Consider the following 26,471-nt stretch of genomic DNA (forward strand, 5'->3'; position numbering starts at 1 on the left):
GTGGTTTATTCTCATTCGTCATGATGCCTCTATTCCCTCTAAACTACATATTACTAACCACGTTAAACCATTTATATCATACGTAAAGAGTCCCAATATACTTATCTTTTTTATTTAGAAGAATAAGATCCGTTCTTAATCTACAATTATAAACTCCTGTTAGGGGTGATTTTCGCAAAAAAAAACGCGAACAAATACACATAAATGAATTTGTTCACGTTTTATTTAGACCTCGTACATATTTGTAGAGGGCGTTTTATATTAGTCCTTTTGATAACGTAATACTGGCTTTCTTGCTGCTAGCGTCTCGTCTAAACGGCCAATTACTGTCGTGTGTGGCGCTTCTTGGACGACCTCAGGGTTTTCCTCAGCTTCCTTGGCAATCTGAAGCATCGCATCAATAAAGCTGTCGAGTGTTTCTTTAGATTCAGTCTCTGTTGGTTCGATCATCATACACTCTTCAACATTTAACGGGAAGTAAATAGTCGGTGGATGATAACCGAAATCAAGCAAACGCTTCGCGATATCAAGCGTGCGTACACCTAATTTTTTCTGGCGTTTTCCACTTAATACAAACTCATGTTTACAATGTTTATCATATGGTAAATCGAATGCTGGTGCTAGCTTACGCATCATATAATTAGCATTAAGTACTGCATTTTCAGTAACAGCTTTCAAACCATCTGGACCCATAGAACGAATATACGTATAGGCACGGACATTGATACCGAAGTTACCGTAATAAGGCTTGACTCTTCCAATTGACTGTGGACGGTCATAATTAAATGTATAACCTTCTTCTGTTTTCACTAAGATTGGTTTAGGCAAATAAGGAATTAAGTCTTCTTTTACCCCAACAGGACCTGATCCAGGTCCTCCTCCACCATGGGGACCAGTAAATGTTTTATGCAAATTTAAATGAACAACGTCAAATCCCATATCTCCCGGTCTTGCTTTAGATAAAACGGCATTTAAGTTGGCTCCATCATAATAAAGTTTCCCGCCTGCTCCATGGACTATTTCTGCCATTTCTAGAATATTTTCTTCAAACAAACCTAACGTATTAGGGTTTGTTAGCATAAGAGCAGCTGTATCATCTCCTACCACTCTCCTCAAATCTTCTAAATCTACTAAGCCTTGATCATTAGACTTAACTGTTAAGGTTTCGAAGCCCGCCACAGTTGCCGAGGCAGGGTTTGTACCATGAGCTGAATCTGGAACAATAACTTTTGTACGGTTAAAATCACCATTTGCTTCATGATAGGCACGAATCATCATCAACCCAGTCCATTCGCCATGGGCACCTGCTGCCGGTTGTAGAGTGACTTCGTCCATTCCTGTGATCTCAATTAAATGCTCTTGTAAATCATATAACAACTCCATTGCACCTTGAACAGAGCTTTCGTCCTGTAATGGGTGTAAATGAGCAAAGCCGTTATAGCGTGCTACATTCTCATTTACTTTAGGATTATATTTCATCGTACAAGACCCAAGCGGGTAAAAACCAGAATCTACTCCGTGATTACGCTTAGATAAAGCTGTATAATGACGCATAATATCAAGTTCAGATACTTCAGGTAGATCCGCGTCCTCTTGACGGATATATTCAGCTGGGAGCAAATCAGATAATTCTACTTCTGGAATATCCATCTCGGGAAGGCTATAGCCGATTCTCCCTGGTTTACTTAGCTCAAAAATGAGCGCCTGGTTTTCGTTATGCACGGTAATCCCTCATTTCTGCCACAAATGTATCAATTTCGTCTTTTGTTCTTAGCTCTGTTACAGCAATAAGCATATGATGAGCTAATTCACTATAATCTCTGCCTAAATCATAACCACCAATAATATTCTTTTTCAGTAATGCTTGATTTACCTCACGAACTGGACGATTACACTTAATAATAAACTCGTTGAATGAACCGCCATCAAAAGTAATTTCAAAGCCTGCACTTCTAAATTGTTCTTTCGCATAATGCGCCTTTTGAATATTATCTATCGCCATTTGTTTGACACCGTTTCTACCCAAGGCTGTCATTGCAACAGATGCGGCTAGTGCATTTAAAGCTTGGTTTGAACATATGTTAGATGTAGCTTTATCCCTACGAATATGTTGCTCTCTTGCTTGAAGTGTGAGTACGAATCCACGTTGTCCGTTCTCATCAACCGTTTGCCCCACTAAACGTCCAGGTACTTTCCTCATGAGTTTCTTTGTCACGGCAAAGTAACCACAGTGAGGACCACCAAAAGCCGTTGGAATACCAAAAACTTGCGCATCGCCAGCAACGATATCTGCACCAAATTTTCCTGGAGGTGTTAACGCTCCTAAGGATAGTGGGTTACTTGATACAACAAATAAGGATTTATGAGCATGGATAATTTCTTCTAATTCTGCAAGTGGCTCCACTCTTCCAAAAAAGTTAGGATATTGCACGACTACTGCGGCAATGTCATCACCGATCATTTCTTTTAGTGCGCTCATATCTGTTAATCCATCTTTATGTGGGATTTCAACTACATCGATGTATTGGCCTTTTGCATAAGTCTCAATTACAGCTTTTGATTCAGGATGTACTGTACTTGAAATCAATACTTTTTTACGCTTCGTATGTCCAGTTGCTAACATAGCAGCTTCCGCAAGTGCCGTTCCACCATCATACATAGATGAGTTTGCTACATCCATTCCTGTTAGTTCAGATATCATTGTCTGAAATTCAAAAATCGCTTGCAACTCACCTTGGGAAATTTCCGGTTGGTATGGTGTATAAGCAGTATAGAACTCTGAACGAGATAACACGTGATCAACAATAACTGGCATATAGTGATCGTAAACACCTGCACCTAAAAATGAAGTATTTGTTTTTAAATCTGCATTTTTTTGTGATAGAAGCATCAATTCTTTCATTAAAGCAGATTCCGTTTTAGCTGGTTTAATATTATATTCCCTTTTAAAACGAACGCTTTCAGGAATATCACTAAATAAATCATCAATTGTTTTGACTCCGATTGCTTCAAGCATTTCTTTTTGATCAGAATCAGTCATCGGTAAATAACGGTGTTTCATCGCTTCTCTCCCCCTGATTAGTTAGTTCTTTTTCTCTTTTTTATAAAACGGTGTGGCAATTACTTTGGCACGGACACGCTTATTACGAACTTCAACTTCCACTTCAGAATCTAGCGCTGTGTATGGACTGTCCAGAAGTGCTAAGCCGATATTTTTCTTTAAAGTAGGAGATTGTGTACCCGTAGTAACTTCACCAATCCGTTGGTCGTCAGCATAAACTGCATAACCATGACGAGGAATCCCACGTTCAATCATTTCAATCCCAACAATTTTTCTACTTAACCCATTTTCTTTTTGTGATTTTAATGCCGCTTTTCCAATAAAATCTTCTTCTTTGTTCACTTTTACGGCAAAGCCAATACCTGCTTCAAGCGGAGAAATTTCAGAAGACAACTCTTGACCATATAAGGCTAAATTGGCTTCGAAGCGAAGGGTATCTCGGGCACCTAGACCACAAGGAAGAACTCCATCTTCTTTTCCTGCTTCTAAAATCGACTGCCATAAAAAGACTGCATCCTCATTTTGACAATAAATTTCAAAACCATCTTCACCGGTATAGCCAGTTCTCGATACTAATGCATTTTTGCCATTTATATTTACTGTTTGGTTAAATTTAAAAAATCCAATTTCACTTAAATCAACATCTGTAATCTTCTGTAAAACAACCTCAGCCATAGGACCTTGCAAGGCCAATTGTGACATATCCTCTGAAAGGTTTTTAAGTTCAACCTTTCCTTCTAAATGATTTTGTAACCATTGATAATCTTTTTCGATATTAGCTGCGTTTACGACTAAAAGGTATTCATCTTCAGTCATTTTATAAATAAGCAAATCATCCACAGTTCCACCATTTTCATAACACATTGCTGTATATTGTGCGCCAAACGTTTTTAGTTTCGCGACGTCATTTGTCATCATTTTCTGAAGATAACGTAAACTATCTTGACCTTTAACCTCAATTTCTCCCATATGGGATACATCAAACAGACCCGCTTTAGTACGTACCGCTTCATGTTCTTCTTTAATACTAGAAAATTGAACAGGTAGAGCCCATCCACCAAAATCAATCGTTTTTCCACCATACTCTTGATAAATGTCATGTAGTGGTGTTTTCTTCAACTGTGACATTCACTCATCCTCCTTTATATTTCTGTTTTTTTCTAAGATGAATATTTGCATACTAGCCATAGAAGTACTTGGCTTCTCGCCAAATGCTACGACGAAAGCTAAACGCTTTCCACTTTAACCCATTAAAGAAGCTAAGTTTTCTAAAGCACACAAAAAAGGACAGAGAATCTCCTCAAAACCGATCATTTGAGCAGATTCTCTGTCCTTTCACCTGAGAGTTTACGGCGATATTGCAGCCTTTCCCCTTTGGTGGCTCGCTTATTACCTTGAGCTCTCTCCAGAGTTGCGTCAAGCAAGTGTTCTTTTGCCTGAGAGATTCACAATACGATGATTGTTTGCTCCTTCGGCGCTGCAGCACTGCAGTCTCTCCCCTTGCTATCATTCGCGTTTATAATTTTTTCCATTTTTGCACATACTATAATTAACTGCTTTAGAGAGTCGAAGCTTACAAAGACGTATTGTACGTATTTGCAGATTTAGCGTTGAAAATTCACAACTTTCAAAGCTACTTACATCCTACCATCCTATCATTATTTGAGCAATATTTTTATTTAAAAATCTCATGTTTTTTCAACAAGACTTAAGCTTAATACGAACATTATCTTAGAAATTTAAAATAACGTTCGTATAAAAAGGAGAGAGCAAATGACTTTACAAATAAATTTTGATGCAACTTGGCAAGATGAATTTCAAAATCGTATTGATAATGATGGACCATGGGGAAACTGGGATTTATTCAAGCTTACCATTGAGGTTGAGAATCAAACGGTCATCCCTGCGTTTGATGGACTGCAAGTAGACAAACATTTATCAAACCTCACCCCACTACCACATCAACTAGAGGTTGCCGAACAAGTAGTGGAAAACATGCATGGTAAAGCAATTCTAGCTGATGAAGTCGGATTAGGGAAGACGATAGAAGCAGGGTTAATATTAAAAGAATACATGATCAGAGGGCTTGTAAAGAAAGCACTCATCCTTGTACCCGCTTCCTTAGTGTCTCAGTGGGCAATTGAATTAAACAGTAAGTTCTTCATCCCAGCTGTCGCTCAAAAAAAGAGCTATGTGTGGGAGCAATGTGATGTCGTCGTATCATCAATCGACACAGCAAAAAGAGAACCACATAGGAGTTTAGTCTTTGAACAAAACTATGATTTGATTATTATTGATGAAGCGCATAAATTAAAGAATAATAAAACGAAAAACTATGAATTTGTACAGTCTTTAAAAAAGAAATTTTGCTTACTCCTTACAGCAACACCTATACAAAATCGAATTAGTGAGATCTTTAATCTTGTTTCTTTGTTAAAACCAGGTCACTTAGGAACAGAAACATCTTTTTATGAAAAATACAAAAAAAATGCACGCTCTCTCGATGATGATGAAGGTTTAAAGGAACTAGTCAATAAAGTAATGATTCGTAATCGTAGACAAGATACGGGTATTGAATGGACAAAAAGACATGTCGAAACCGTTCCCATCCATTTCTCAAAAGAAGAAAGAGCCTTATATGATGCGATTTCTTCCATGCACAGAGAAGGTAATTGGATGACTGATAGCCAATTTTCACTTATGACTTTACAACGTGAAGCATGTAGCAGTCGCGAAGCGGTATTTTACACTTTAAGAAATATGTTAAAGAAACAGGAACAACCCTCAGTTGCCTTTCAGCAAAAAATGGAAGAGTTAATTGGGTTAGTAGAAAATATCCAACAAAATGCAAAAGCACAAAAAGCATTAGAGATCATTCAACAAATCAATGATAAAGTCATTATTTTTACAGAATATCGTGCCACACAGCTATTTCTACAATGGTTTTTAAAACAGCATAACATTACGTCTGTTCCTTTTCGCGGTGGTTTCAAACGTGGGAAGAAAGATTGGATGCGCGAGTTATTCCAAAACCATGCCCAGGTGTTAATTGCCACAGAAGCAGGCGGTGAGGGGATCAACCTACAATTCTGTAGTTATATCATTAACTTCGATCTTCCTTGGAATCCGATGAGACTTGAACAACGTATAGGTAGAATTCACCGTCTTGGACAAAAAAACGATGTCCATATTTATAACTTCGCCACAAAAGATACGGTAGAAGAACATGTACTCAAACTATTGTATGAAAAAATCCATCTCTTCGAAAAAGTGATTGGCGAATTGGATGATATTTTAACTAAACTACAATTTGGCAGTATTAATGATCACCTAATTGATATTTTCGGGCAATCGGCTTCAGAAGGAGAAATGCGCATAAAAATGGATAATTTAACATCTATGATTGAATTTGCTGAGTCCGTAAAGGAGGAAAATCAACATGCAGCAACATGAAATCCACCATTTTCTATTAAGATACTTTCATGCCAATCATTGTGAAATCCTTGAAAATAAACCAGGCTATTTAGTCATTCAGTTGACAGTAGAATTAGACAAGGAATTAATGAACCGTCCCTTTTATTGGCATTATTTAGAGAAAACAGGCGGTGTTGCAAACCCTATGGAACTTACACTTATAACCAACCCGTCCTTAGCACCAGATGATATAAAGGGAGAGATTATTCACTTTGGATCACCTCGCTTGCATCAAATTTTTCAATCGACGAAAAACTTGGCTGGTTATATCCGTCTGTATGAAAATTACGAGGCCCCACCAGGAACGCAAACTGCCTTACGTCCTTGGCTAGGGCTAAATCTACGGATATCCTATCAATGTGATCGTAAAAAAGATTTGTTCAAGTCAATCGGCTTGCACTTAATTAACGGGCAGATGGTTGAACAATTCCATGATAAGCTCCTTCATTTATCACTTACTCCTAAAATACCAGACTTTAGCTTTACATTGTCACCATTTATCAAGCCTCAAAGTGGTGTGATGCGTGTGGCGAATTTTTTACAGTCGGAAATTGAAAAGGAAGATCACACATGGGCAAATGAAGCACGACTAAGATGGCAAAAGGACCTGCAATTATTAGAAAGATTCTATGAAGATGCGGATGAAAAAGGAGAAAGCTTCGAAAACGAAATGACTGCATTACAAGAGCAATATGAACCCCAAGTTCATATTTCTATTGTTAATGGTGGATTATTTTATTTAACAGATGAAGCGATTAGTTAAGCATTAACTAACGTGGACGACTCATGAGATTGCTTAAGGGAACATTTTTTAAGTACCTATACTTAACCATACTGCTAGCGTATTCCTCATTTTTCTTTTTACAACGGTGGCACCAATATTCTTATCGATACTAAAAAAATATGAACAAACCCAACAATGGGGTTTGTTCATATTTTTTGTTGATTGTCGTTTGATTAATGATTTCTTTTTTTCGTTCCTTTCATTCCGTAAAACAAAAGATAAGGTACAATTCCAAACCACCTAAATAAAACAGGCGCTTTTTCTTGCTTTCTTTCTATTCTTTGTTTCTTTCTCTCAGACTTTGGTTGTTCCATATATTGAACGAATGTCTGAGTAATAAACTTGACATAATCATTAGAATTCATCTGGCATCCCTGCTTTTTTAGCTACTAGTCTTTCCCATTCATAAACCATTTATTCCTATTATTTTCTCTCGATTTCTATCCATTTGACCACTTCTCTTTCAATCAATGAATAATACGCAATCGCTTCTACGTTCGCAACACCGTTTATTTGTACTTCCAGAATGATTTTGATGAGGTTTCCTTCTTGATCTTCTAAATCATAATAAACCGTTCCATGATTGAATGAATACTCCCCTTCTATTGGTAGCTCACCATTCAAATGAAATTGTTCATCTAAATAAATAATAGATTGTTTAAAATAGTACTCCTGTTGTAAAAGGATACTACTTAATTTCAAGATTCTTTTTTCTCTTATTAAAAAATCTGCTTGAATGGTAATCACAAAAGAAAGCAAAACAATGAGGATTAATACAAAAGGATAAAAGAGTCCCTTTTCATTCATTTTCTTCGTCACCGTTTGTACTCCTTATTTTCATTTGATAAAAAGAAGACCGATACTCTTTTTGGAAAATATTTTTATAAATAAGCACCATGTTATCTTCCTTCACCTCAAATTGAACGGATTGAAGCTTTTGTAACACAACTTCATGCCCTGCCCCATTCACACGCCTTCTTAACTTATCACCATATTTTTCATAGCTAATAGATTGATTGTCTATTAATAAAATGAGCACTCCTCGATTATCTAATGATATCTTCTCAGCAACGCGTACTTCTTTTTTTAATTGCTGAATAAATACGAGCCATTCAATCTTTTGCTTTCTTTCATCAATATTTTCGTTAACGGAAATAACCTTAAACACAAGTGGCATAAAGCTCATAATGATTAAAAAGCAAGCTAAAGTTATAAGTGCTTCTATTAACGTAAAGCCGTTTCTTTTAATACTTTTCACAGATCATCACTTCTCGTTGATAGAGATAAGAGATACAAATATTATTAGCCTCACTGTTAAAAAGGTGAAATGACATTTCGTCTTTTCTCACCGTCCTAGGTAGCACCCTATCATTGTCCATCATTTCCTCATATAAAATTTGAGTGGCTTCATATCTCAAATTTTCTATATGTGTGTACGTATAGAGACGAATCATGACAGGAATAAAAAGAGTGGCGATTAAAAGCATCGCCGATAACGTAAAGAGTAAATCAATGAGCATAAAACCACTAGTATGCTTCCACATAAAATCTCCCTCTGCCTATTTGAAAAACAAATTTGTACTGCTTAAGCGAGCTTTTGATTTGCAAGTAACCGAAACGGTTAATTTTCCCAGTATTTAAAAATTTGAAATGTAATGGCATTGTACCGCTAGTAATGAAATAATCCTCACTATATTTCTGACGAAGGAAAATATTTCGACCATTAGAAAAGATATATTCATGCTCATCAGGTAAAAGATAAACACTAACCGTTGTTTGATTTACAATCGCATACTGCTGAGCATATAGAAGGTCACCTTCAAATTTGGCAAAGAAAGCTTGATTATCATACTCTTCAAATTGGTGCTGCATGCTTATAGCAGTAATAAAAAGAATAACACTAAAAACAGACCAAACAATTAATGATTCAATCAAAGTAAACCCTGACTGTAAATTTATTCGTCTCTCACCGCCGTCACAATGCCATCTATTAAAACAAGTGTTTCTCCGGTCGGACATGTTGTTTCACCTTCATTTAAATACTCCTCCGTCACAAGCACATCCAATGACTCAGGAAGCTTATTATTAGCTAATTCATACGATTGGACTTGACTCTGAACCATTTTTGTATAAGCACTACAGCCTTTTTCGTTTATTGCCGATTGGTTTTTTGTGATGTTTGGAATTGTAATAATTAAAAGTACAGATATGACTAACAAGACAATCATCATTTCAATAAACATCAGTAATAACCCTCAAAGGGAATTACTGGTTAAATAAAAAAAGAGCACAACGTGTATAAGTGATGTACCACCATCCTTATACCGTTCGCCTACTAGTGATAGGCAAACACTTGCTGTACTCTTAGATGTATATTATAACATCTTGGGTTTTTTAGCAACGGTTTGCTAGAATGGCCGTTGCTCTTGACCCAGGAGATGTGATGTTAACGTGAAAAACCGTATTGATGTAATTGCACAAGAAGAATCATATAGTAACTTATCTTCATTTGATGATATCGAACTAATGAACAAGGCAGTACGTAATTATAGAGACGTCATTACTGCGTCTATTAAGCGTGCAGATGTAAGGAATAGACTAATTGCATTATTGGAGATTTTAAAGCGTCATAGCTGCAAGCAAATTGGCGTGAGCTATATGTGTAAGAATACGATTGCTAAAAAGCTAGAAGTATCTTATAAAACTGTACAAAGATTAATGAAAAAATTAGTAGACCTTGGTATGATCCGCCAGGTGGAAATGAAGCGTAAAAAGAACATGTTACAAACTGCAAATGCCGTTATCATTTTACCCGTAAAAGAAGAAGTGACCAACAAGCAACCTGCTAAAAAGTCCAAGAAGTGTCCTACCATTAAAACAAAGTCTAGTTCTTTAAAACAAAATATTAATAATACTAAACGTAATAATAGCGTTAAATTGTCATCTGCAAATTTTATTGCTCATTGGGTACCAAAAAGCTTTGCTGAGTTAACAAGCTATTTTTATTCTGAAGCAAAAGCCATTGAAGAGTTCTGGAAGGTAGTTAAACAATGTAATAGAGTAGTAGACCATATGAACGGTTTAAGAGCCTTTACTGAAGAGCAAGAGCTTGAAATTGGTGTCCAAGCGTTTAAGGAATTTGTGATGAAAATAAAGTCTGGTGCAAAGATGATTAAAGGGAAATTTGCTTATTTTAATGGCATTGTCAATAATCTTATGGACAAGCTTTATTTTGACGACGCATTTATGTCTCGCTAAAGGCGCAATGTTAATGTGACCCCACTGGAAAAAAGTGTTTAAAACACTTTAAATTTCTAAACATTTATCCGATAATAAAATTTAGAAAAATACAACTCTGGGGGATATTGTGGTATGAAAAAACTTTTATTATTTTCATTAATTGCTGGTTCATTAACATTAGCAGCATGTAGCAATGATGACACAGTAAGTGCTGACAAAGAAAAAGAAACTAGTCAAAGTGAATCCACTCAAACTAATCAAGATGAAAAAGAAGATGGAAGCTTTTACGAAGAAGGTTTTGGTCAAGTAAAAGTAATTGCCAATGGTCCAAAAGAAGCAAAAAAAATTGATATGGATCCCATGAAGCTTGAATTAAATAATATTCGTGTTGTTGATGTTGAACTAGATAAAGAAATGGTTGAGTACATTAACGATGGTAGAGAGACTTCACGAGGAATAATCATTGATATAACCGCAGAGAACACAACTGAAGATGATATAACCTTTGACCCCAACCAGGCAATTATAGTAACCGATACAGGTGAACAAATTGAGAGTGATCTAGGTTTAATGGGTGAAGCTGGCGGAGATTCCTTAGGTAAAGTAACCAAAGAAGGTTCAACATGGTGGTTTCTAGATAACATTGATAAAGACGTAAAAAGAATTACTGTTATAATCTCAGCACCTTATGACACGCAAACTGGTGAAAGTATTGGAGAAGAAAAGCGAATTGAATTTGAAATTGAATAATTAAATAAAGACGGTCTCACAAATCATGAGACTGTCTTTATTATTCTTAAAGTCCTTGGTCGTCCTTCTTCCCAATTTACATATCCATTCTCTCGTAATTTATTTAAAAGTCCGCTTATAGTTGATGGAGATGCTATCCCAACCATAGTTCCTAACTCTCTATATGAAGGCGGATAATTATTTGTTGAAACATCAAAAATTACTATATAAAGACACCTTAAATAATTTCTTTAATACAAAAATATTATTTACTTTGTTCACTTATTTTTTCTATCATTTGAATTGTAGCTAAAGAAAGTTCAACTTCAATTTTTTTTAGATTAGAAAAATGGGTACTTAAATCTTCAAGTTTGATATTTATAATAGATCCATCAATATTCTGTAATAAATCCTCTAAACATATTAGTAATTTTCTGTATACTGTTACTAGAGAGTTATATTCACCGTCCATTATTGGAGATTTCTCATTACTATTTATCGAAAATAAACATTCATATCCTGAATTAATACATTTTGTGATATTATCCATATATTCTATCTTATTTAAAATCAAATTATCTTTATTTATTTTCGGTGATATCACCTTAGAAATATTAATGATATTCCCACCGATTAGTTGTAACATCCGTGCATCTTGTTTATTCAAATTAACGCCCCCTATTCACTAATATTCACTAAAAATGAAAGAAATTTATTTAAATACTGTTAACGATTCTATAAACTGTACTTGATTAAAAAAATTCATTATTTATTGCAAAGATTAAAATGAAAGAACCGATAACCTGTAACCAACTTCCAACAAATAGAATAAGTTCTCCTTTTTGAATAAGGTTATTTAAAATAAAGATATTTCCTATTGCAACTGTGAAGGATCCAAACGATATCAGTCCGTTACCTAAAATTCCTAAATTTCTAAAATTAGAATCCTCAGAAATATATGCGCCGTAAGCTTCAAGCCCTGCACCAAGACCTTGAACTTCACTTCCAAGTGTATCAATAAGGATTCCTTCTTCTTCTAAACCTGACAATTCAATACTTATTCCAAGTGCATTTCCTGTATTACCTGCAGCTTCTATCCATGCTCCAGTTATAGTATAAAGCTCTGAAGGAGTGACCTCTCTTTTATCCTCCAGTAGTAGAGTTCTGCCCACAGCTTGCAATGTATTCCCAAATGCTTCAACTGAATTTCCTTTGATAACAAGATCTTTACCTAAATCTGTCTCTGTCAAAGATGATTCTGTTTGACCTATTCCCTCAACAACAGCACCAATAGCAAGAATTATCGCTCCAGAAATTACAAGGTATTCTCCAGAAATTATCATTTACTTTTTAATCCTTTCGCCAGAAAAACATAAGGGTATTTACATATAAAATAGATGAGTTTATTGTTATCATGTTAAGGTATTATATTTTCATAAACGTTACCTATACCATCCTCAGCTAAAATCTGTTCCCCTCCTATTGCTTGTAGACCTGCTCCCATTGATTGAAGTAAATCCCCTGCAACTGCAATTTCCTGAAATTTAAGTAACGTTAGCTCATCTAGAGATTCTAACTGTTTAGTTACTCCTGTAGCCTCTGCTAATTGCCCTATTGTCTGTACCCATATACCAGACAATATTTTACCCTCACCATTTGAGTTCATGTTTTGACCGTCTTTTAAATTATATAATTTAGTTAGAAGAACAGCTTCAGATAAAACACCAACTAATTGTATCCACTGGGTAATTGCAATATTACTTTCAATACTCCTTATTTCTTCTTCAACTGATTTCTCAGCTTCAGTTCTCTCAGTAGAATTAATTGGCATAAATAATGTCACTCCGACTCTTTTTTAGTTTCGTTACATCCTTTATTTTATGATTATCCATTCTTCTCTTCTTTACTTAAATCATTAAATCCACCTTTAATACACTATGATATTAGCCTAGAAATGTTACTAGATAATCTAAAGTTACTCAGAATTTAAGTCGCTCACACAATTTATTATATATATTCAGCTTTTGGGATTTTTAAATCATCTATAAGCACTATTCCTCCACATTATTCATAAGATGTACTAACAAGATTATGAAGTTGAGAAGAATGTATTATTTTTATGATTTAAATCCTTAACTTGATATATTAATGTTTCTGGGGTTTTTATTTTTTCTTACTTTGTAAAGTGTAGTATTCTCCCCTAATCATTTTTGGGAGGTTTGGGGGGATTTCAATCAATATATTTTTGTGGACATACGCTTTTCTAGGATATATTTTTTCTTAATTGGATTTTCTCTTTCTAATTATTCATGAAAAAATCAAGTTTTACTATTTGTTTTATCAAGTGTATTTTTGATAACAAGTCTAGTAGGATGTGGATACAACAATAATGGTATGGAAAATCAAAATAATACACGTCCATAAATGGACTTTTATCATAGACTAGAACGATAATACTAACACGAGAAGGCTAATGATGACCGAATTAACAGCCAGGTTTGGAAGACCATTTTTAGGAGAACTAGCAGCAGGGGCTTTTTAGGTCAAATATTATAGAAGTTTTCGTTACCTTATTTACTCACCATACCTTATGCCCCTTACTATTATTAAAATGAAGTAATTTATTCTTCTAACAATCTGATGTAAGCTTGATAACCTACGATGGCAGCTATTAAAGAGCCAATTAGAAAAAGTGCTGAACCACCTAATGTAAACAATCTTCCAATATAAGTGAATTTAGCCTCCTGAAGTACTTCTAAATCGTTATTCATACTATACTCTCCTTTAGATACTTAATAAATTGTACTAGATGCCATATAGGGGTACATGACCAGCAAATAAAATTAGGCTTTTCACCTGTAGCATATGCACTTTATTGAGAAAAGTGAATAAGATTGTGTGCTGGACATAGATTATAAATACCATTAAAAACGTCGATTAGTGTAATAAAAAGTAATTTGGTATATCATTACTTATTATCATTTCAGTTACCGTTTTACATTCAAATCCATTCTCCGAAGTATATTCCAGAATAGTTTCAAGTGCTTTTACGGTTTGTGTTCTATCTCCGCCTGAATCATGAAGTAATATAATATCTCCAGGTTTAACTGATGAAATTACATGAGATGATATAGCATGTACACCAGGATCTCTCCAATCTTGTGGATCTTGATGCCAAGACCACATAATTACATACATATTATTGTTATTAGCTGTTTGAATAATCCGGTCATTGTATATTCCAGCAACTGGACGATAAAGAGAAGGGGAAAATCCAGTAATTTCTTTTAATACCTTATTTGTTAACTCTATCTCGTTATTTAGAATTTTAGTAGTAATATTTGCATCAATTTCATGATTATATGTATGGTTTGCAACTTCATGACCTTCTTTTACTATTCTTTTAACAACATCAGGGTACTTCTTTGCATTGCTTCCCGTTATAAAAAATGTAGCTTTTGCGTTGTATTCAGAAAGAACATCCAAAATTTGTGGAGTATATATCGGATTTGGACCATCATCAAAAGTAATTGAAATTATTTTTTCATTAGTGTTTACTTCCCAAATTACATATCCGGTTTTCTCATACTCTTCCCTGCTTTTAATACTTGCCTCCGCTAAACCTATATTAGGGGAAATTTGTATTATAAAAAAAGATATCAGTAAGAATTTTTTAACCATCTTAAGTCCCCAATCTGAATCAATTATCAAACATCCAAAATTTAGAGGTAAGATATTTTTCTAGCTGTGAAATATACCTTACCTTATCTTATTATCATTAATAGGAATGTTTTTATTCAATATCTTAGAGGAAAAAATGATATGAAAATGATCTCCTTTTTAAATAGCCCCTCTCGCATGAGAAGGAATGATTTTTTAACTGCGTAACTTCTTTAATAGCTGTGTGTTTTGTGCTCCTGTACCTCTATAATTTTTAATACCATATTTAGCAGCAAGTTTTTTACGGTTAGTCATGGAAGAATCAATATTAATTGATTTCAGATAGTCAACCACACTAGTTGTTTTCATGTCGCCTTTTGGATTTGGTTTGCTTTGTTTAGTCGGCTTTTCCCCATTTTGCAACTTCTTCAATAATAATGTGTTTTGTTCAGGTGTACCCTTATAATTCTTTATACCATGCTGTTGAGCAATTTTTTCACGATTAGAGAATGAAGAATTAATCCCCTTTGATTTAAGGTAATCCACAATACTTGTAGCGATATTAGCTGGCTTAGTACCTTCACCTTTAGTGGGAGTATCTACCTTTGACCCATTAAAAGTATCTGTACCATAACCTTTATGATTATATTGAAGGTGTGGCTTATCAATAAAACTTCTCCAATCTCCGCCCCACTCAAAACCAAGGCGCTTAGCTTCTTTAATGGCTTTTTTCACATCAGCTGCACCATATCCATTCCAAAGTGTCTTGCCTTTTGAATTTACAGGAACAAAATCCAAAGCTTGTCCTACCAAATGATAAGAACGCATAGTTTGAGAAGCTCCACTATTTACATATTCACGCTGTTTTGCTTCAGTACGGATAGTTTCGTAAATAAGAATATTAATATCATTTTTCACTAAATACTCATGCCACTTTAGAGCTAGAGCCTTTGTATTATCCGCAAGCTTTGCAATGTTATTTAAGTTTCTTTCTAGATAATATAATGTCATTTAAAACACTCCTTTTTATTGTATTAGAAAAGACTGCCTAATTGGACAGCCTTATAACTTATCTGCTTTTTCTAGCCAAGCCTTTTGTTGTTTAGCTTTTTTGGTGAATCCAAAATGATTCTTATAAATTGTATATAAAGTGATTCCAAGTGCAATTCCTGCTGTAAGGACAATGCCAAATGCGTCAATACTCGCAGCTGTAAGCCACTCAAACTTAACATTGAGAGTGCCTAAAAACATCATGATGGCTGATAAAAAACCAACTACTTGAGTCACAACATCTTTATTCATGTTTACCACCTCCTTTCAAGAGGACTTCAAGACCAACAACTCGCTTATCTAGATTGTTAATTCTCATGTGGATAGCTTTGCGATCATCATCACTTTCCTTCATTTGCTCGCTAAACTCATCTATAGACTTTTGTAAATTGGCAATGGCATCACTTAATGGCTTTATAATAATTGTCTTAAAAATAAAAGAGATACCCCCAAAGAGAGTACCTACAACAGCTAGAGTTGCCGCCCATTCTTGTATGGTCAATCCGATAAAAGTCAAAATTTCTCCCCCTCATGTAAAATAAAAAAGCCTTACTCGGCTTTATTTAATCAAATCTTCTCTTCCTTCTGATACTAGCAACACCTTCACATCTTCTTTCCAAAGCAAGGGTACTCTTTCATATGTCCAGTTCCCTTGAATAATTTGAGTAGTAAATAAGATAGCCAACATTTACTCACCTCCCTTCATTGAAGTTATGGCCATTTGTGAAATAAGCTCGGCTAACTCTAAAATAGCAACTGCATTTATCTCTTCCTGGTTAGGCACATTACTTTCTTTTTCAGCTTCAGCTATTAATTGATTTTGATACTCTGTATCTTTTATAAACTCATCATTTTCAAATTTAAAGATATAAGGATTACTTAAAACCTCATGATCATCTGGCACCTCAGCTTCAAAGCTATTTCCTCTTTTGGTTGAGGACCAGCCGTCTAATCTTCCGTCTACAAGGTTAAAATAAATTTTCATATAAACACCTTCCTAGTATTCATAAATCCTTGTTAATGCAACATAGTGATTCAAACCCTGGTCATTCTGAGCATGACCGCTGATACTCTCATCAGTAAAATAAAGATACTTAAAAAGTGACCCTGTATTAGTAAAATCGTTGTAATCAACCGCAACTGAGTGTGAATATCCCTCGTTTATTTGAGCTGCTTCTTTCGGAATGTAAGAATAGGAGAATTGTCTATTATTCAATCCAGAACCCTTTGTATAACTTTGCCACTGTAGAATCCAACCGTTACGGCATTTACTTAAAGGTAATTCAGGGTAAATTGTTTGATTAGAAGCATCCGTGGGATATCTAGTGCCTGACCATAATATTTTAGGTTTACTTATAGGACGGTAATCCCCATTCGTAATTTCCCAAATACTATCTTCTGGTAGATAAACAGATGCAACATCGCCTTCCACCATTTGAACACCATCTACTTGCACCCAATTATCATTTCCACCTGAGAAGATAACCTCTATACTATCAGCATTCACAAAAGTAGAAGGTGTTTCGAATGTAAGTGAATAGCGTTCTACAGAATAGTCAGACCTGACAGCAGGAAAGATTTCACTAGCTATTTGAGACTTTCTGTTCCCTGCCATATCACAATGCCATACTTGGATAACTGGTGTACCGCCTGCCTTTATTCTCCATTGTCTTTTAAAATGTCCAGAGACGGTATACACATTACTTGCTGTAACCCCTTCATAAACATATTGACGCATATAGTGTGCATTTCTAACCACTAATGCTTGCTTACCAAATATCGCAATTGATGCAGCGTCAGAAGGGGCAAATTGAATTGATACCATTGGGTTACCTCTTATATCCCATGGGCTATCCATCATTACACTTGTTCTTTTTGCGGGCAACCAGTTATAAGTAAATGCGTCAGTGTTTATGTTAGTTCTATCAACTTCTAAAAGCTCAAAAGAATGATCACGAAGAAGATTTCTTTTAGGTGTAGATGTATAAACCATTCCACTTTTATCATCTTCAAGTTTAAAGTCTCCGCCTTTTACAGATACATCACCGAAAGTTCCTGAAGCACCGACAAGATGACCAGCAAAACTAACATTTCCATCTGCATCAACGACAAACTGCCCTTGACCAACATTTAAGCCATTTAGAGATTCAATGTAACGTGCAACCAACCACTTATCACCAAATGTGGTATCTTTATCAACCTTATTAGGTCCTTGTGGTCCTTCTATTTTGCTCCATTCATAATCTGACGGATTAGTTGATTCATTAGCAGTGGTTTTATTGTAGGCAATACCCAAATATTGCTTACCTACAGGTGAATCACTCATCCCACTTCCAGTTGCACTATTCGCATATTTTATCCATGTATATCTAGGCGTTCCATCTGTGCCTTTTGGTCCCTGTGGTCCTTGCTCACCTTCAATTTTTGACCAAGAATAATCACCAGGGCTATTTGATTCAGTAGGTGTTGTTTTGTTGTAAGCTAATCCAATGTATGTCTTACCACTTGAATTATCAGACATCCCATCACCGTTAGAACTCGTGGCGTATTTTATCCAAGTATAGAGAGATTGCCCATCTTCTCCTTTTGGTCCCTCGACTCCTTGCGGCCCTCTGTCTCCTCTATCTCCTTTATCACCTTTGATTAATGCCCATGTATAATCAGATGGATTGTTTGACTCTGTAGAAACGGTCTTGTTATAAGCAAAGCCAATATACTTTTTCCCCTCTGGTAAATTGCTAAATCCATTACCGTTTTCATCATCCGCATATCTAATCCATGTATACCGTGGTGATCCATCTTCACCAGGCGGTCCTGGGATTCCCTCTGGACCACTCGGACCTTGTGGACCCTCAACTTTTGACCAACTATAGTCTTTTGGGTTAGATGATTCATTAGGAGATTGTTTATTATAAGCAATCCCCATATAAGGCTTACCATCTGGACTATCTGACATGCCGTTTCCTTGTGCATCATTAGCATATTTAAGCCATGTATATAAAGGCTCTCCTTTTTCCCCTGGTGGTCCTGGAATACCCTGTGGACCACTTGGACCAGCTACCCATTCAGAACCATTCCACACCTTCCAAATGATATTATTCGGATCAGATGTATCAATCCAAATTACTTCTGTATCAGATGGTGCTGTCTTACTTTCCACACGTTTCTTCTCAGCATATTCTTTTGTATAACTAAGCGCTTTTTCTAGGTTTTCCATCGCCTGTTCAATTCGTTTTCTCTCTTCCTCAGACAATTTTTCATCACTATATTGAATAGCCTGTTTCATTTGATCCACGGCAACCTTGACTGGAAACTCTTGCTTTTCTACGCCTTCAATATCATCAAATTTATTTTTAATTTTAGTAATCAGCGTGGGCTGCGATTCTCCAAATGTTGCTTCTAATAAGAAGCCACTTGCTTCATATATCTCGGTAAACTCAGTAATAGGTGCATCCATTGTAATGTTCCAATTTTTATTAAACACTTCTACTACATCACCAAGACGGAAATCAACTTCATATTCAAAAGGACTTCTTAATGCAAAGCGCCCAGAATGGTCATTGATGGTGGGCGTTAATATCTGCGCTTCAAGATAGAAGTTTGTAAGAAACTCCCTCATTTTCTCTTCCCCACGCTGAATCAATAACTCTTCCATTTCTTCGTCCGTGAGTTCTTCCTCGTCTTCTGAATTCCCTACGTCCCTTGCATCAATAAAGGTTTCTTTTCTTTGTAACCCTACGCCTTGACCGACTTTTACTACTTTTCTTTCTGTCCCCTCACCTTGTCCACCAACATACCCTACATTTTTTAAATTTAGGTCACTATCAACAAACAATTGATTTTTAATGGTTTGAAAATCAGGGCTAAAAAAAACAGGCGGCAAGCCACCTGGATTATCTTTTGTTAAATTTCTCGGTTCAACCACATCAAATATCCACTTCTTTAATGTCATGTCTGCATAAATGACAAATCCTAAATTAGCCTGTTTACTTATACTTACGATCTCATCAGCAACATATTTATATCTTGATTCCCAACTAATTTCAATTCCTCTATTCAAGTTAGGGGCAATTTCTATTTGATCAATGCGTCTAGTTGGGTCAGTTGGATTGACAAAGTGATTATAAACATAATGTTTCATAACCGTTTCTGCGTTTCCCTTTTTACGGTCATATCCTGTATCTGAAGGTGGCACAGTTATTCTATGATCTAATACACCATCTAACGTTACACCTGTTATTTTCCAATTCTCAGACGCCTTGCCACTCTCATCTAATGCAATTTCACGGTGACGAATAAGCATTGCCTTATCCCCACGTTTGTTAGGGATAATCACATTCCCTTTTTGGAAGTATTCTGCTCCCTCAATATACTGATTTACATGTAATTCAAACTCACCAATCTCATAGAATTTTGGTACTATTCTTAGACTGATATATTTGTCAGTTTCATGTAATAGATTCATAAATGAATTATAAATTCTAATAGGTTGTTTCATAAAGTCACCTGACTATGCCATTTTTGCAATGCGAATTCTAATAAAGTTTGTTGTAGGTAAATTGGATGCACGAAATGCAAGAGCCTGAATCGTTACCTCATCCCCTGCATTTAATTCATCAAAACCAGATTGAATGACAAAATTATCATTTACATCACTAAGTACATTTGCAGCAAGTGGGAAGGACTCTTGTCCATTTACAAATAAATAAACCTGTATATCTGAACCCGTTAAACCATCTTCTTGTGGCCAAGCAAATTCGACCCAAAATTGATAAATCCCATTCGCTTTTGCTTTAAAGGTAGTAGAATTTTTTATTTCACTTTGCTTATCCCTTTCAATTGTTCCAAATGGAATCACTTGTCGAGTTGAAGTTAATTGTATTGGATTCCTATTTATAGCTTTCATAAATGATTGATTGGGCATGGACACCATACCTACTTCATTAATTTGTAACCCTCGGTAAATATTGTGTAAAGGGATATATCCGCAAACTGCATCATTCGTTCTTTCATCTGTAATTTGATTTTGCTCAATGAATGACTTACCAGCAGTAATTCTTACCCGTGCCACACTCATTTCAAAAATATATCCATCACGTATGATAGCTGGTGCTACTGGATTACTTGCAGGAACACCTTTCTTTACATATGCATATATCCTTCTTTCCGCAGGGTTTCCATCAAAACAAATAACTATCCTATCAATACGATCTTGCGTTGTGTGAGCCACATCATGAACCAAATCCAACGCAGCAGTATTTTCATACATGTAACCATTCGCAAACATATAGCCTGCACCTAAAGTGACTGTCATGTTTTGTTTGGCTTCTACAGTCAAATCAGGAAGATTAACTGTATTTGATACACCGTTGCCAATAATTTGAGCGTGAAATCTTGCGAAATCTGCCGCCTGGTAAACCCTTTGATCTTCCTGTGTACTATCGAAAAAATAAGAGCGTTCCATCTCTTCACCCCTTATAAAATAAAAAAAAGCACTGTTTCAAAGTGCTTTTAAACGCCTAAATAATAACTATGCCATGCGATTGCAACGATACCATTAGCTGTACCAGCATCAGCTATATATTTTATTTCATTTTGACCAGGCTCTAGTTTCCAAAAATCACTATAATGATCTAGGTATCCTATCGCCTTTTCGATTGTTGCTCCATTCCTGTATATCTCAACTCTTTTATTTTGATCATCTGTATTAATGTGTAAAACTTCATTATCTGATAAAGAGCGATTCACACGAATATATTGACCAGTTGTGACATTTATAATTTGAGGGTTTGTAATTGGTCCCTGAATATCTATCGTTACTGGTGATTCAACATCTCCCTCATTTACTAAGATCGTTGAATCACCACTTAACCCTAATTCAAAAGGAAACGTCGTTGGCAACTTAAATAACCCTTCATATGCTCGTAATGCTCTTGAAACTTCTTTCGGATCACGCCAATAAGGATTAGGACATTTCCAATTAATCATGAACGTTTGGAAAAGGTTTTCCCCTCTTTCGGGGAAAGTAGGCGCACCATCTAATACACCGTATATTTCTTTTGTATCCCCATCAAGGTTTAATGTTAATTTGCCTAACCCTAATTTAGGGTTACAAACACGCAAAATTTGCTTTCTTAATTGTTTTATTCGCAATAAGTCACCCTCAATAATTATTCCTTCTAATGAGGGAAATCTAGGCTGTAGAATGGTATCTATATAAGTGTCTCCATCTTGATACGGTGCTCGCTGACTTTGTATTTCAGCCGACACTTCTCCAATACCTGTTAAACTATCAATAAAATAAGGTTCCGTATCAAATAAAATACTTTCACCCCTACTATTCGTGTAAGTTAACCTTTTCATCTCACCACTCCATTGCCAATTGGCGTGCAGCTTGTTTCATTTTCCTAGCGTTTTCTGAAGGTGAAGATGGTTCTGGACTAACTATGGTTATATGTTGAGTCACACCATTTCCCTTCATTGTGGCAGCTATCCCTCGACCAATTTCCCCTAAAGTTTTCTCATTTAATGGCAACACTGCTTCTGGTCCAGCTTCACCAGCACCTTGTAAAACACCGTTATTCATACCAAATATAGTTGGACGTGTAAAAATACCACCTTTAGCATTCCATTTAATACCGATGCCAGACGGATAAGTGATTTTCTTATCAAATATAGTTTTAGTTGACGTTTCCAATGAGAATGTAGGCATTTTTGGCATTTCTGGCTTAGGAATTTTAAGTTTAAGATTTTCAAAGAATCCTTTTATATCCTCAATAAAACCTGATATTTTTTCTTTGGCAGTTTCAATTGGAGAAAGTATGTTTTCCTTTGCCTGTTCCATTGCATTGCCAGCTTTATCTTTTAGTTCATTTAGCTTATTAATAGCGCCATCTTTCAAACCTTTAACTAGTCCTTCACCACGATTTTTTAACTCATTGAATTTTCCAATGGTATTGTCCTTCAATTGTGTTGCTTTATTAACAAAACCATCTTTTAATTCAGTTGCCTTATTGACGACATTAGTTTTAAATTTTCGGACAACTGCTTCACCGCTATTTTTCAAATCGTTCACTTTTGCTAAACCTTGATCTTTAAGCTCATTGAATTTATTGACCGCTCCATCTTTCATGTCATTGAACCAATTAACAAAATTAGTTGCTAAATTTGAGGTAGTTTCTGACAACCAGGAAGTAAATTGATCCCATTTATCACCTATCCAATCTGTTATTGCCCCCCAATTTTGAATAACTAATACAACCCCTGCTATAGCAGCTGCAACCCCAACAACGATACCGATAATCGGTAATAATGAAAGATTAAGTGCTCCAATAGCAACAACTAATCCAATAATAACTGGTGTTAACGCTCCTGCAACGACTAAAACTCCGCCAAATACAGTAACGAACGTTTGGATAGGTCCTGGTAATTTGGAAAACCATTCTCCTATTTCAGCTAAGCCATCCACTATTGGCGTTAAGGCATCAACTAAATTTTGACCAACTGGCAATAATGACTGCTGTAGTTCACGCAAAGAAGATTCCCATTTCTCCCCTGGGGATTTTTCAGCCATCTGATCAGCTTTACCATTTACATCATCTAATCCATCTCCAATACCTAGCAAAGAAGTAGAGCCTCGAATCCCTAAATCCTCAAATTGTGTAGATAATGTACTTAATGCTTCTTGTTGTTTAGATGAGTCCATTTTCTGGATATCTTTCTGGATACTGTTCATAACTTCTGCCATCGTTACTTCGCCTTTTTCCCAACCTTTAAATAGCTTAGCTGTATCTTCCGAAAACATATCCAAATTATCTTTAAAAGTACCATCACCAAACCTAATTTGAAGCTCTTTAATAGCATCGGCAGCTAAATCAGTGTTTCTTGCACCACCTTCTAACCCATTTTTTAAGGATTCCATCATCTGTTCACCTGAAAATTGAGCATCTGCGAAAAGTGGGGCATATTCATTGATTGTATCTAAAAAGTCACCAGATTTATTTAAACCATTTTCATATCCAGCACTTAATAAATCCATTGCCTCTTCACTCGTATAACCAAATTCCATCATCAGTTTTTCAGCTGCTATTACATTCTCGTTTACATCCGTTCCAGTACGCTTGGCTATGGTAGTTAGGTTGTTTGTTAACTTGGTCAACTCTACATCATTTAGATCACTAAATGCTCTTTTAGCTAACATTACCGCTTCAGAAGCTTCATTAACTGAGCCTACAACCCCATTCCTAAATACGTCGTCAACAATACTGTTTAACTTTTCTGCCTCATCAGCTGATACACCTAAATTTGCTTGTAAATAGGACTGCGAATTCCCAAATTCAAGTGAAGAATCCATTGCAGCCGTTCCTAGCTCCAATAACTTATCTGTTACACCTTGAAGAAGTTCTGTCGCTTCCATCAAGTTATTTAAATCTAATTTGTTTCCGATTTCCTCTAAGTCATTTCCAGCATCATCCGCACTATCACCAACTTGATCCATAGAGCGTCTAAAATTATTCAAGGTACTCCTAGCTTCATTCAAACGAGTTTCCATCTGCATAACTTCAATAGAATTTTCACCATATACTCTTTTCGTTTGTTCCAATTGATTTTCTAAATTAGCGATAGTTCGTTCCGTTAAATCCATCTGCCTGGTTAACTGACTTTGAGCTAATTCAAGCTTTTCCGCCTCGGTGGCGTTCTCATCAAGTGCCTGTGTCTCCAACCTCATTGCACTAGCAAGGTTCTTTTTCTCTGCCTCAAGCAATTTAGTTTCATCTTGAAGTTCACCCAATTTATCCTTTGCATCACGAGCTTCTAGTGCTTGCTCAGATAAACCACCATTTACACGCTCTAAAGATGTTTGCAAAGATGTCTCAGCACGCTCTGCATCAAGTAACCTCCCATACATCTTATTTAATTCCTGAGCCGATGTATTCGTATCATTCGCCATCGCTTCATATTCTTCTCTAAGCATTCGAGTACGTTTACGAGCGCCTTCCATTTGTATTTCAAGCTTTTGTTTCTCGGCTCTTAATTTATCAGTGACAGAGGCATCTCTCCCCATAGCAGCGATGTGGTTTTTATACTCTTTAGCAGCATTATTCATCACCATATTGATTTGTTTAAGTGTTTGGGCATAATGTACTTGCCCATTCATCTTAAAATTTAGAACTACGTCACGCTCTCTATTATTTGCCATGTTCTCACCTCACTTTATAAGAACGGTGTTTGATCTAACGTGTGGATCACTTTTTCTTTTTTGAGCGCATCAGGGTTGGTATATCGCAAATGCATAATAAATTGTTTGAGGAAATGATTAGGTGTAATGTTCCAGAAGTCTTCCATACTCAAGCCCAACACCGTATTACCAACATAAAAATAAAAATCCCAATCCAGTTCGGATTGAGACTCATCATTTTTTGTTAGTATGTTTTGGACTTTTTTTCGGATTTGATTCTCTCCGCATCAGCATTTTGGAAATTTTGGTTATTAAACAGATCAAAAGCGACACCAAAAATGCCAGGTAAATCTGCAATAGGGATGGACCCCTCTAATTCATGCGGTGTGCAATCTGTACCAGCACTCCTTACCATGCCATATATAAGAGCAATCATTAAGCGTACTTCATTCTTCCCAAGCTTAAATTCTTTTTTTAACATATTGTTTACATCTTTCTCAAATAAATGATACGGCTTCCCGTAGGCTTCTTCGACAAACGGGAAAGACTTCATAGTGAATTTTACTGGTATATCGACACCTTGAATCCTAATCGTGTCTTTATTGATATTTACGTTTACTAAATCATTTAATCTAGCCATCTATTAAGCCCCACCTTCTCCGCTTCCTCCATCTGAAGGAAATAAGGTTGCAATTTGTGATTCATCACATACCACCTGTTTTAAAAAGTCCATATGAGTAATGCCTGCCGCTTCTAACGCCCCTGTGTCTAATTCTGCTTTCGTCACATCATTAAAAAGCAACGGGTCCGCAGTAATTGAATAAGCAGTATCATTAATAGTCATTTCATTATTTTGTGTCACCCAAGATTCTTCATTTGGCGTAATAGTACAACGAGGATACCACCTAACAACCTTAGTACCATCATTTAATGGGAAAACAGTTCCTACTGCGAATTTAGGGTACTCCATTGCCACTGACTTATCAAAAGAAATCCCTTTAATACGAGTATGACCAAACATCTTATCTTTAACTTCACGATTTAAACCAGATAGATTAAATGCCAATCCATAAGCTGAGTTTTTTGTTACATTGATGATTTTCTTGTTTGAAGCCCATTTAACAACATTCGTTGATGTTGCTGAAATAGTTAAATCAGTTATATTTGTTTGCTGATAAATAATTGGATCATACGTTGGTAATTCATCAGCTGATTCTTGCCCTGACATAAAACAAATAAACAAATCTTCAATACCCACAGAGTATTGCATTTCTTTACGTTCAATTGTCAATTTT

General features: G+C 35.8%; 30 protein-coding genes and 1 riboswitch. Of the genes, 4 read left to right on the plus strand and 26 right to left on the minus strand.

The annotated features are described in order from the left end of the window. Positions 1–261: 261 nt before the first annotated feature. Genes gcvPB through gcvT form a run of 3 tightly spaced genes read right to left on the minus strand, consistent with a single transcriptional unit; the run spans position 262 to position 4,189 of the window. Positions 262–1,722, minus strand: coding sequence for an aminomethyl-transferring glycine dehydrogenase subunit GcvPB (gene gcvPB / locus MHI57_RS06940; RefSeq protein ID WP_095372595.1), 1,461 nt, complete (start codon positions 1,720–1,722; stop codon positions 262–264). Beyond that, the gene (gene gcvPA, locus MHI57_RS06945; protein ID WP_340975471.1) at positions 1,715–3,061 is read right to left on the minus strand and encodes an aminomethyl-transferring glycine dehydrogenase subunit GcvPA; all 1,347 of its coding nucleotides are present in this window, start codon (positions 3,059–3,061) and stop codon (positions 1,715–1,717) included. Before gcvPA ends, gcvPB begins: the two co-directional genes overlap by 8 nt. Positions 3,062–3,082: 21 nt before the next feature. Further along, the gene (gcvT, locus tag MHI57_RS06950; RefSeq protein WP_340975472.1) at positions 3,083–4,189 is read right to left on the minus strand and encodes a glycine cleavage system aminomethyltransferase GcvT; all 1,107 of its coding nucleotides are present in this window, start codon (positions 4,187–4,189) and stop codon (positions 3,083–3,085) included. A 286-nt stretch (positions 4,190–4,475) separates the two neighbouring features. Continuing rightward, positions 4,476–4,571, minus strand: a riboswitch (glycine riboswitch). Positions 4,572–4,834: 263 nt separating this feature from the next. Here gcvT and MHI57_RS06955 point away from each other — a divergent pair. Beyond that, positions 4,835–6,514 carry a DEAD/DEAH box helicase gene (locus tag MHI57_RS06955; protein WP_340975474.1) on the plus strand — a complete coding sequence of 560 codons (1,680 nt, stop codon included), beginning with the start codon at positions 4,835–4,837 and terminating at the stop codon, positions 6,512–6,514. Next, the gene (locus MHI57_RS06960) at positions 6,501–7,298 is read left to right on the plus strand and encodes a YqhG family protein (RefSeq protein WP_340975475.1); all 798 of its coding nucleotides are present in this window, start codon (positions 6,501–6,503) and stop codon (positions 7,296–7,298) included. The genes MHI57_RS06955 and MHI57_RS06960 overlap by 14 nt, the downstream gene beginning before the upstream one ends. Positions 7,299–7,492: 194 nt before the next feature. Here the strand turns inward: MHI57_RS06960 and MHI57_RS06965 are convergent, their stop codons facing one another. From MHI57_RS06965 to comGC, 6 genes are read right to left on the minus strand one after another with little or no spacing between them, the layout of a single operon-like run. Continuing rightward, positions 7,493–7,684 carry a YqzE family protein gene (locus tag MHI57_RS06965; RefSeq protein ID WP_095372590.1) on the minus strand — a complete coding sequence of 64 codons (192 nt, stop codon included), beginning with the start codon at positions 7,682–7,684 and terminating at the stop codon, positions 7,493–7,495. Positions 7,685–7,742: 58 nt separating this feature from the next. After that, positions 7,743–8,138 carry a competence type IV pilus minor pilin ComGG gene (gene comGG, locus MHI57_RS06970; protein ID WP_224935992.1) on the minus strand — a complete coding sequence of 132 codons (396 nt, stop codon included), beginning with the start codon at positions 8,136–8,138 and terminating at the stop codon, positions 7,743–7,745. Continuing rightward, on the minus strand, positions 8,119–8,577 hold the full coding sequence (gene comGF, locus MHI57_RS06975; RefSeq protein ID WP_340975480.1) for a competence type IV pilus minor pilin ComGF: 459 nt from the start codon (positions 8,575–8,577) through the stop codon (positions 8,119–8,121). The genes comGG and comGF overlap by 20 nt, the downstream gene beginning before the upstream one ends. Then, a complete protein-coding gene (locus MHI57_RS06980) occupies positions 8,564–8,863 on the minus strand; it encodes a hypothetical protein (protein WP_340975482.1) in 300 nt (99 codons plus the stop codon). Before MHI57_RS06980 ends, comGF begins: the two co-directional genes overlap by 14 nt. Continuing rightward, positions 8,847–9,338, minus strand: a complete 492-nt coding sequence (gene comGD, locus MHI57_RS06985; RefSeq protein ID WP_224935989.1) for a competence type IV pilus minor pilin ComGD — start codon at positions 9,336–9,338, stop codon at positions 8,847–8,849. The genes MHI57_RS06980 and comGD overlap by 17 nt, the downstream gene beginning before the upstream one ends. Then, positions 9,275–9,562: a competence type IV pilus major pilin ComGC gene (comGC, locus tag MHI57_RS06990; protein WP_289434092.1), complete on the minus strand. Its 288-nt coding sequence runs from the start codon at positions 9,560–9,562 to the stop codon at positions 9,275–9,277. Before comGC ends, comGD begins: the two co-directional genes overlap by 64 nt. Before the next feature lie 208 nt (positions 9,563–9,770). On the opposite strand from comGC, the gene MHI57_RS06995 reads away from it, so the two are divergent. Beyond that, positions 9,771–10,577 carry a helix-turn-helix domain-containing protein gene (locus MHI57_RS06995; protein WP_340975487.1) on the plus strand — a complete coding sequence of 269 codons (807 nt, stop codon included), beginning with the start codon at positions 9,771–9,773 and terminating at the stop codon, positions 10,575–10,577. A gap of 114 nt (positions 10,578–10,691) precedes the next feature. Then, a complete protein-coding gene (locus MHI57_RS07000; protein WP_340975489.1) occupies positions 10,692–11,309 on the plus strand; it encodes a hypothetical protein in 618 nt (205 codons plus the stop codon). 23 nt (positions 11,310–11,332) lie between these two features. Here MHI57_RS07000 and MHI57_RS07005 read toward each other — a convergent pair whose 3' ends face one another. The 17 genes from MHI57_RS07005 to MHI57_RS07085 form a co-directional block, all read right to left on the minus strand. Further along, positions 11,333–11,515 carry a transcriptional regulator gene (locus MHI57_RS07005; RefSeq protein WP_340978566.1) on the minus strand — a complete coding sequence of 61 codons (183 nt, stop codon included), beginning with the start codon at positions 11,513–11,515 and terminating at the stop codon, positions 11,333–11,335. 38 nt (positions 11,516–11,553) lie between these two features. Next, positions 11,554–11,955: a hypothetical protein gene (locus tag MHI57_RS07010; protein ID WP_289434095.1), complete on the minus strand. Its 402-nt coding sequence runs from the start codon at positions 11,953–11,955 to the stop codon at positions 11,554–11,556. A gap of 85 nt (positions 11,956–12,040) precedes the next feature. Continuing rightward, positions 12,041–12,631, minus strand: coding sequence for a DUF6944 family repetitive protein (locus MHI57_RS07015; protein ID WP_340975491.1), 591 nt, complete (start codon positions 12,629–12,631; stop codon positions 12,041–12,043). 74 nt (positions 12,632–12,705) lie between these two features. After that, positions 12,706–13,119, minus strand: a complete 414-nt coding sequence (locus tag MHI57_RS07020; RefSeq protein WP_289434097.1) for a hypothetical protein — start codon at positions 13,117–13,119, stop codon at positions 12,706–12,708. Positions 13,120–13,909: 790 nt separating this feature from the next. Then, on the minus strand, positions 13,910–14,059 hold the full coding sequence (locus MHI57_RS07025) for a hypothetical protein (RefSeq protein ID WP_340975494.1): 150 nt from the start codon (positions 14,057–14,059) through the stop codon (positions 13,910–13,912). 166 nt (positions 14,060–14,225) lie between these two features. Further along, on the minus strand, positions 14,226–14,969 hold the full coding sequence (locus MHI57_RS07030; protein WP_340975496.1) for a polysaccharide deacetylase family protein: 744 nt from the start codon (positions 14,967–14,969) through the stop codon (positions 14,226–14,228). A gap of 195 nt (positions 14,970–15,164) precedes the next feature. Beyond that, entirely contained in the window at positions 15,165–15,959 is a 795-nt protein-coding gene (locus tag MHI57_RS07035) for a M15 family metallopeptidase (protein WP_340975498.1), read from the minus strand. A 51-nt stretch (positions 15,960–16,010) separates the two neighbouring features. After that, positions 16,011–16,250, minus strand: a complete 240-nt coding sequence (locus MHI57_RS07040) for a phage holin (protein WP_340975500.1) — start codon at positions 16,248–16,250, stop codon at positions 16,011–16,013. Continuing rightward, positions 16,243–16,515 carry a hypothetical protein gene (locus MHI57_RS07045; protein WP_340975502.1) on the minus strand — a complete coding sequence of 91 codons (273 nt, stop codon included), beginning with the start codon at positions 16,513–16,515 and terminating at the stop codon, positions 16,243–16,245. Before MHI57_RS07045 ends, MHI57_RS07040 begins: the two co-directional genes overlap by 8 nt. Before the next feature lie 42 nt (positions 16,516–16,557). Then, positions 16,558–16,686 carry a hypothetical protein gene (locus MHI57_RS07050; protein ID WP_340975504.1) on the minus strand — a complete coding sequence of 43 codons (129 nt, stop codon included), beginning with the start codon at positions 16,684–16,686 and terminating at the stop codon, positions 16,558–16,560. Then, the gene (locus MHI57_RS07055) at positions 16,687–16,983 is read right to left on the minus strand and encodes a hypothetical protein (protein WP_340975507.1); all 297 of its coding nucleotides are present in this window, start codon (positions 16,981–16,983) and stop codon (positions 16,687–16,689) included. Between the two features lie 12 nt (positions 16,984–16,995). Next, a complete protein-coding gene (locus tag MHI57_RS07060) occupies positions 16,996–20,496 on the minus strand; it encodes a Gp37-like protein (protein WP_340975509.1) in 3,501 nt (1,166 codons plus the stop codon). 12 nt (positions 20,497–20,508) lie between these two features. Then, the gene (locus MHI57_RS07065; protein WP_340975512.1) at positions 20,509–21,462 is read right to left on the minus strand and encodes a hypothetical protein; all 954 of its coding nucleotides are present in this window, start codon (positions 21,460–21,462) and stop codon (positions 20,509–20,511) included. A gap of 47 nt (positions 21,463–21,509) precedes the next feature. Next, entirely contained in the window at positions 21,510–22,361 is an 852-nt protein-coding gene (locus tag MHI57_RS07070; RefSeq protein WP_340975514.1) for a phage distal tail protein, read from the minus strand. A 1-nt stretch (position 22,362) separates the two neighbouring features. Then, positions 22,363–25,197: a phage tail tape measure protein gene (locus MHI57_RS07075; protein ID WP_340975516.1), complete on the minus strand. Its 2,835-nt coding sequence runs from the start codon at positions 25,195–25,197 to the stop codon at positions 22,363–22,365. A 223-nt stretch (positions 25,198–25,420) separates the two neighbouring features. Next, the gene (locus MHI57_RS07080) at positions 25,421–25,816 is read right to left on the minus strand and encodes a hypothetical protein (RefSeq protein WP_340975518.1); all 396 of its coding nucleotides are present in this window, start codon (positions 25,814–25,816) and stop codon (positions 25,421–25,423) included. Positions 25,817–25,819: 3 nt separating this feature from the next. After that, complete coding sequence (locus tag MHI57_RS07085; RefSeq protein WP_340975521.1) at positions 25,820–26,467, minus strand: phage tail protein; 648 nt, start codon at positions 26,465–26,467, stop codon at positions 25,820–25,822. Positions 26,468–26,471 lie beyond the last annotated feature (4 nt).

Source organism: Cytobacillus sp. FSL K6-0129 (assembly GCF_038007625.1).
Classification (GTDB): Bacteria; Bacillota; Bacilli; order Bacillales; family Cytobacillaceae; genus Cytobacillus; species Cytobacillus kochii.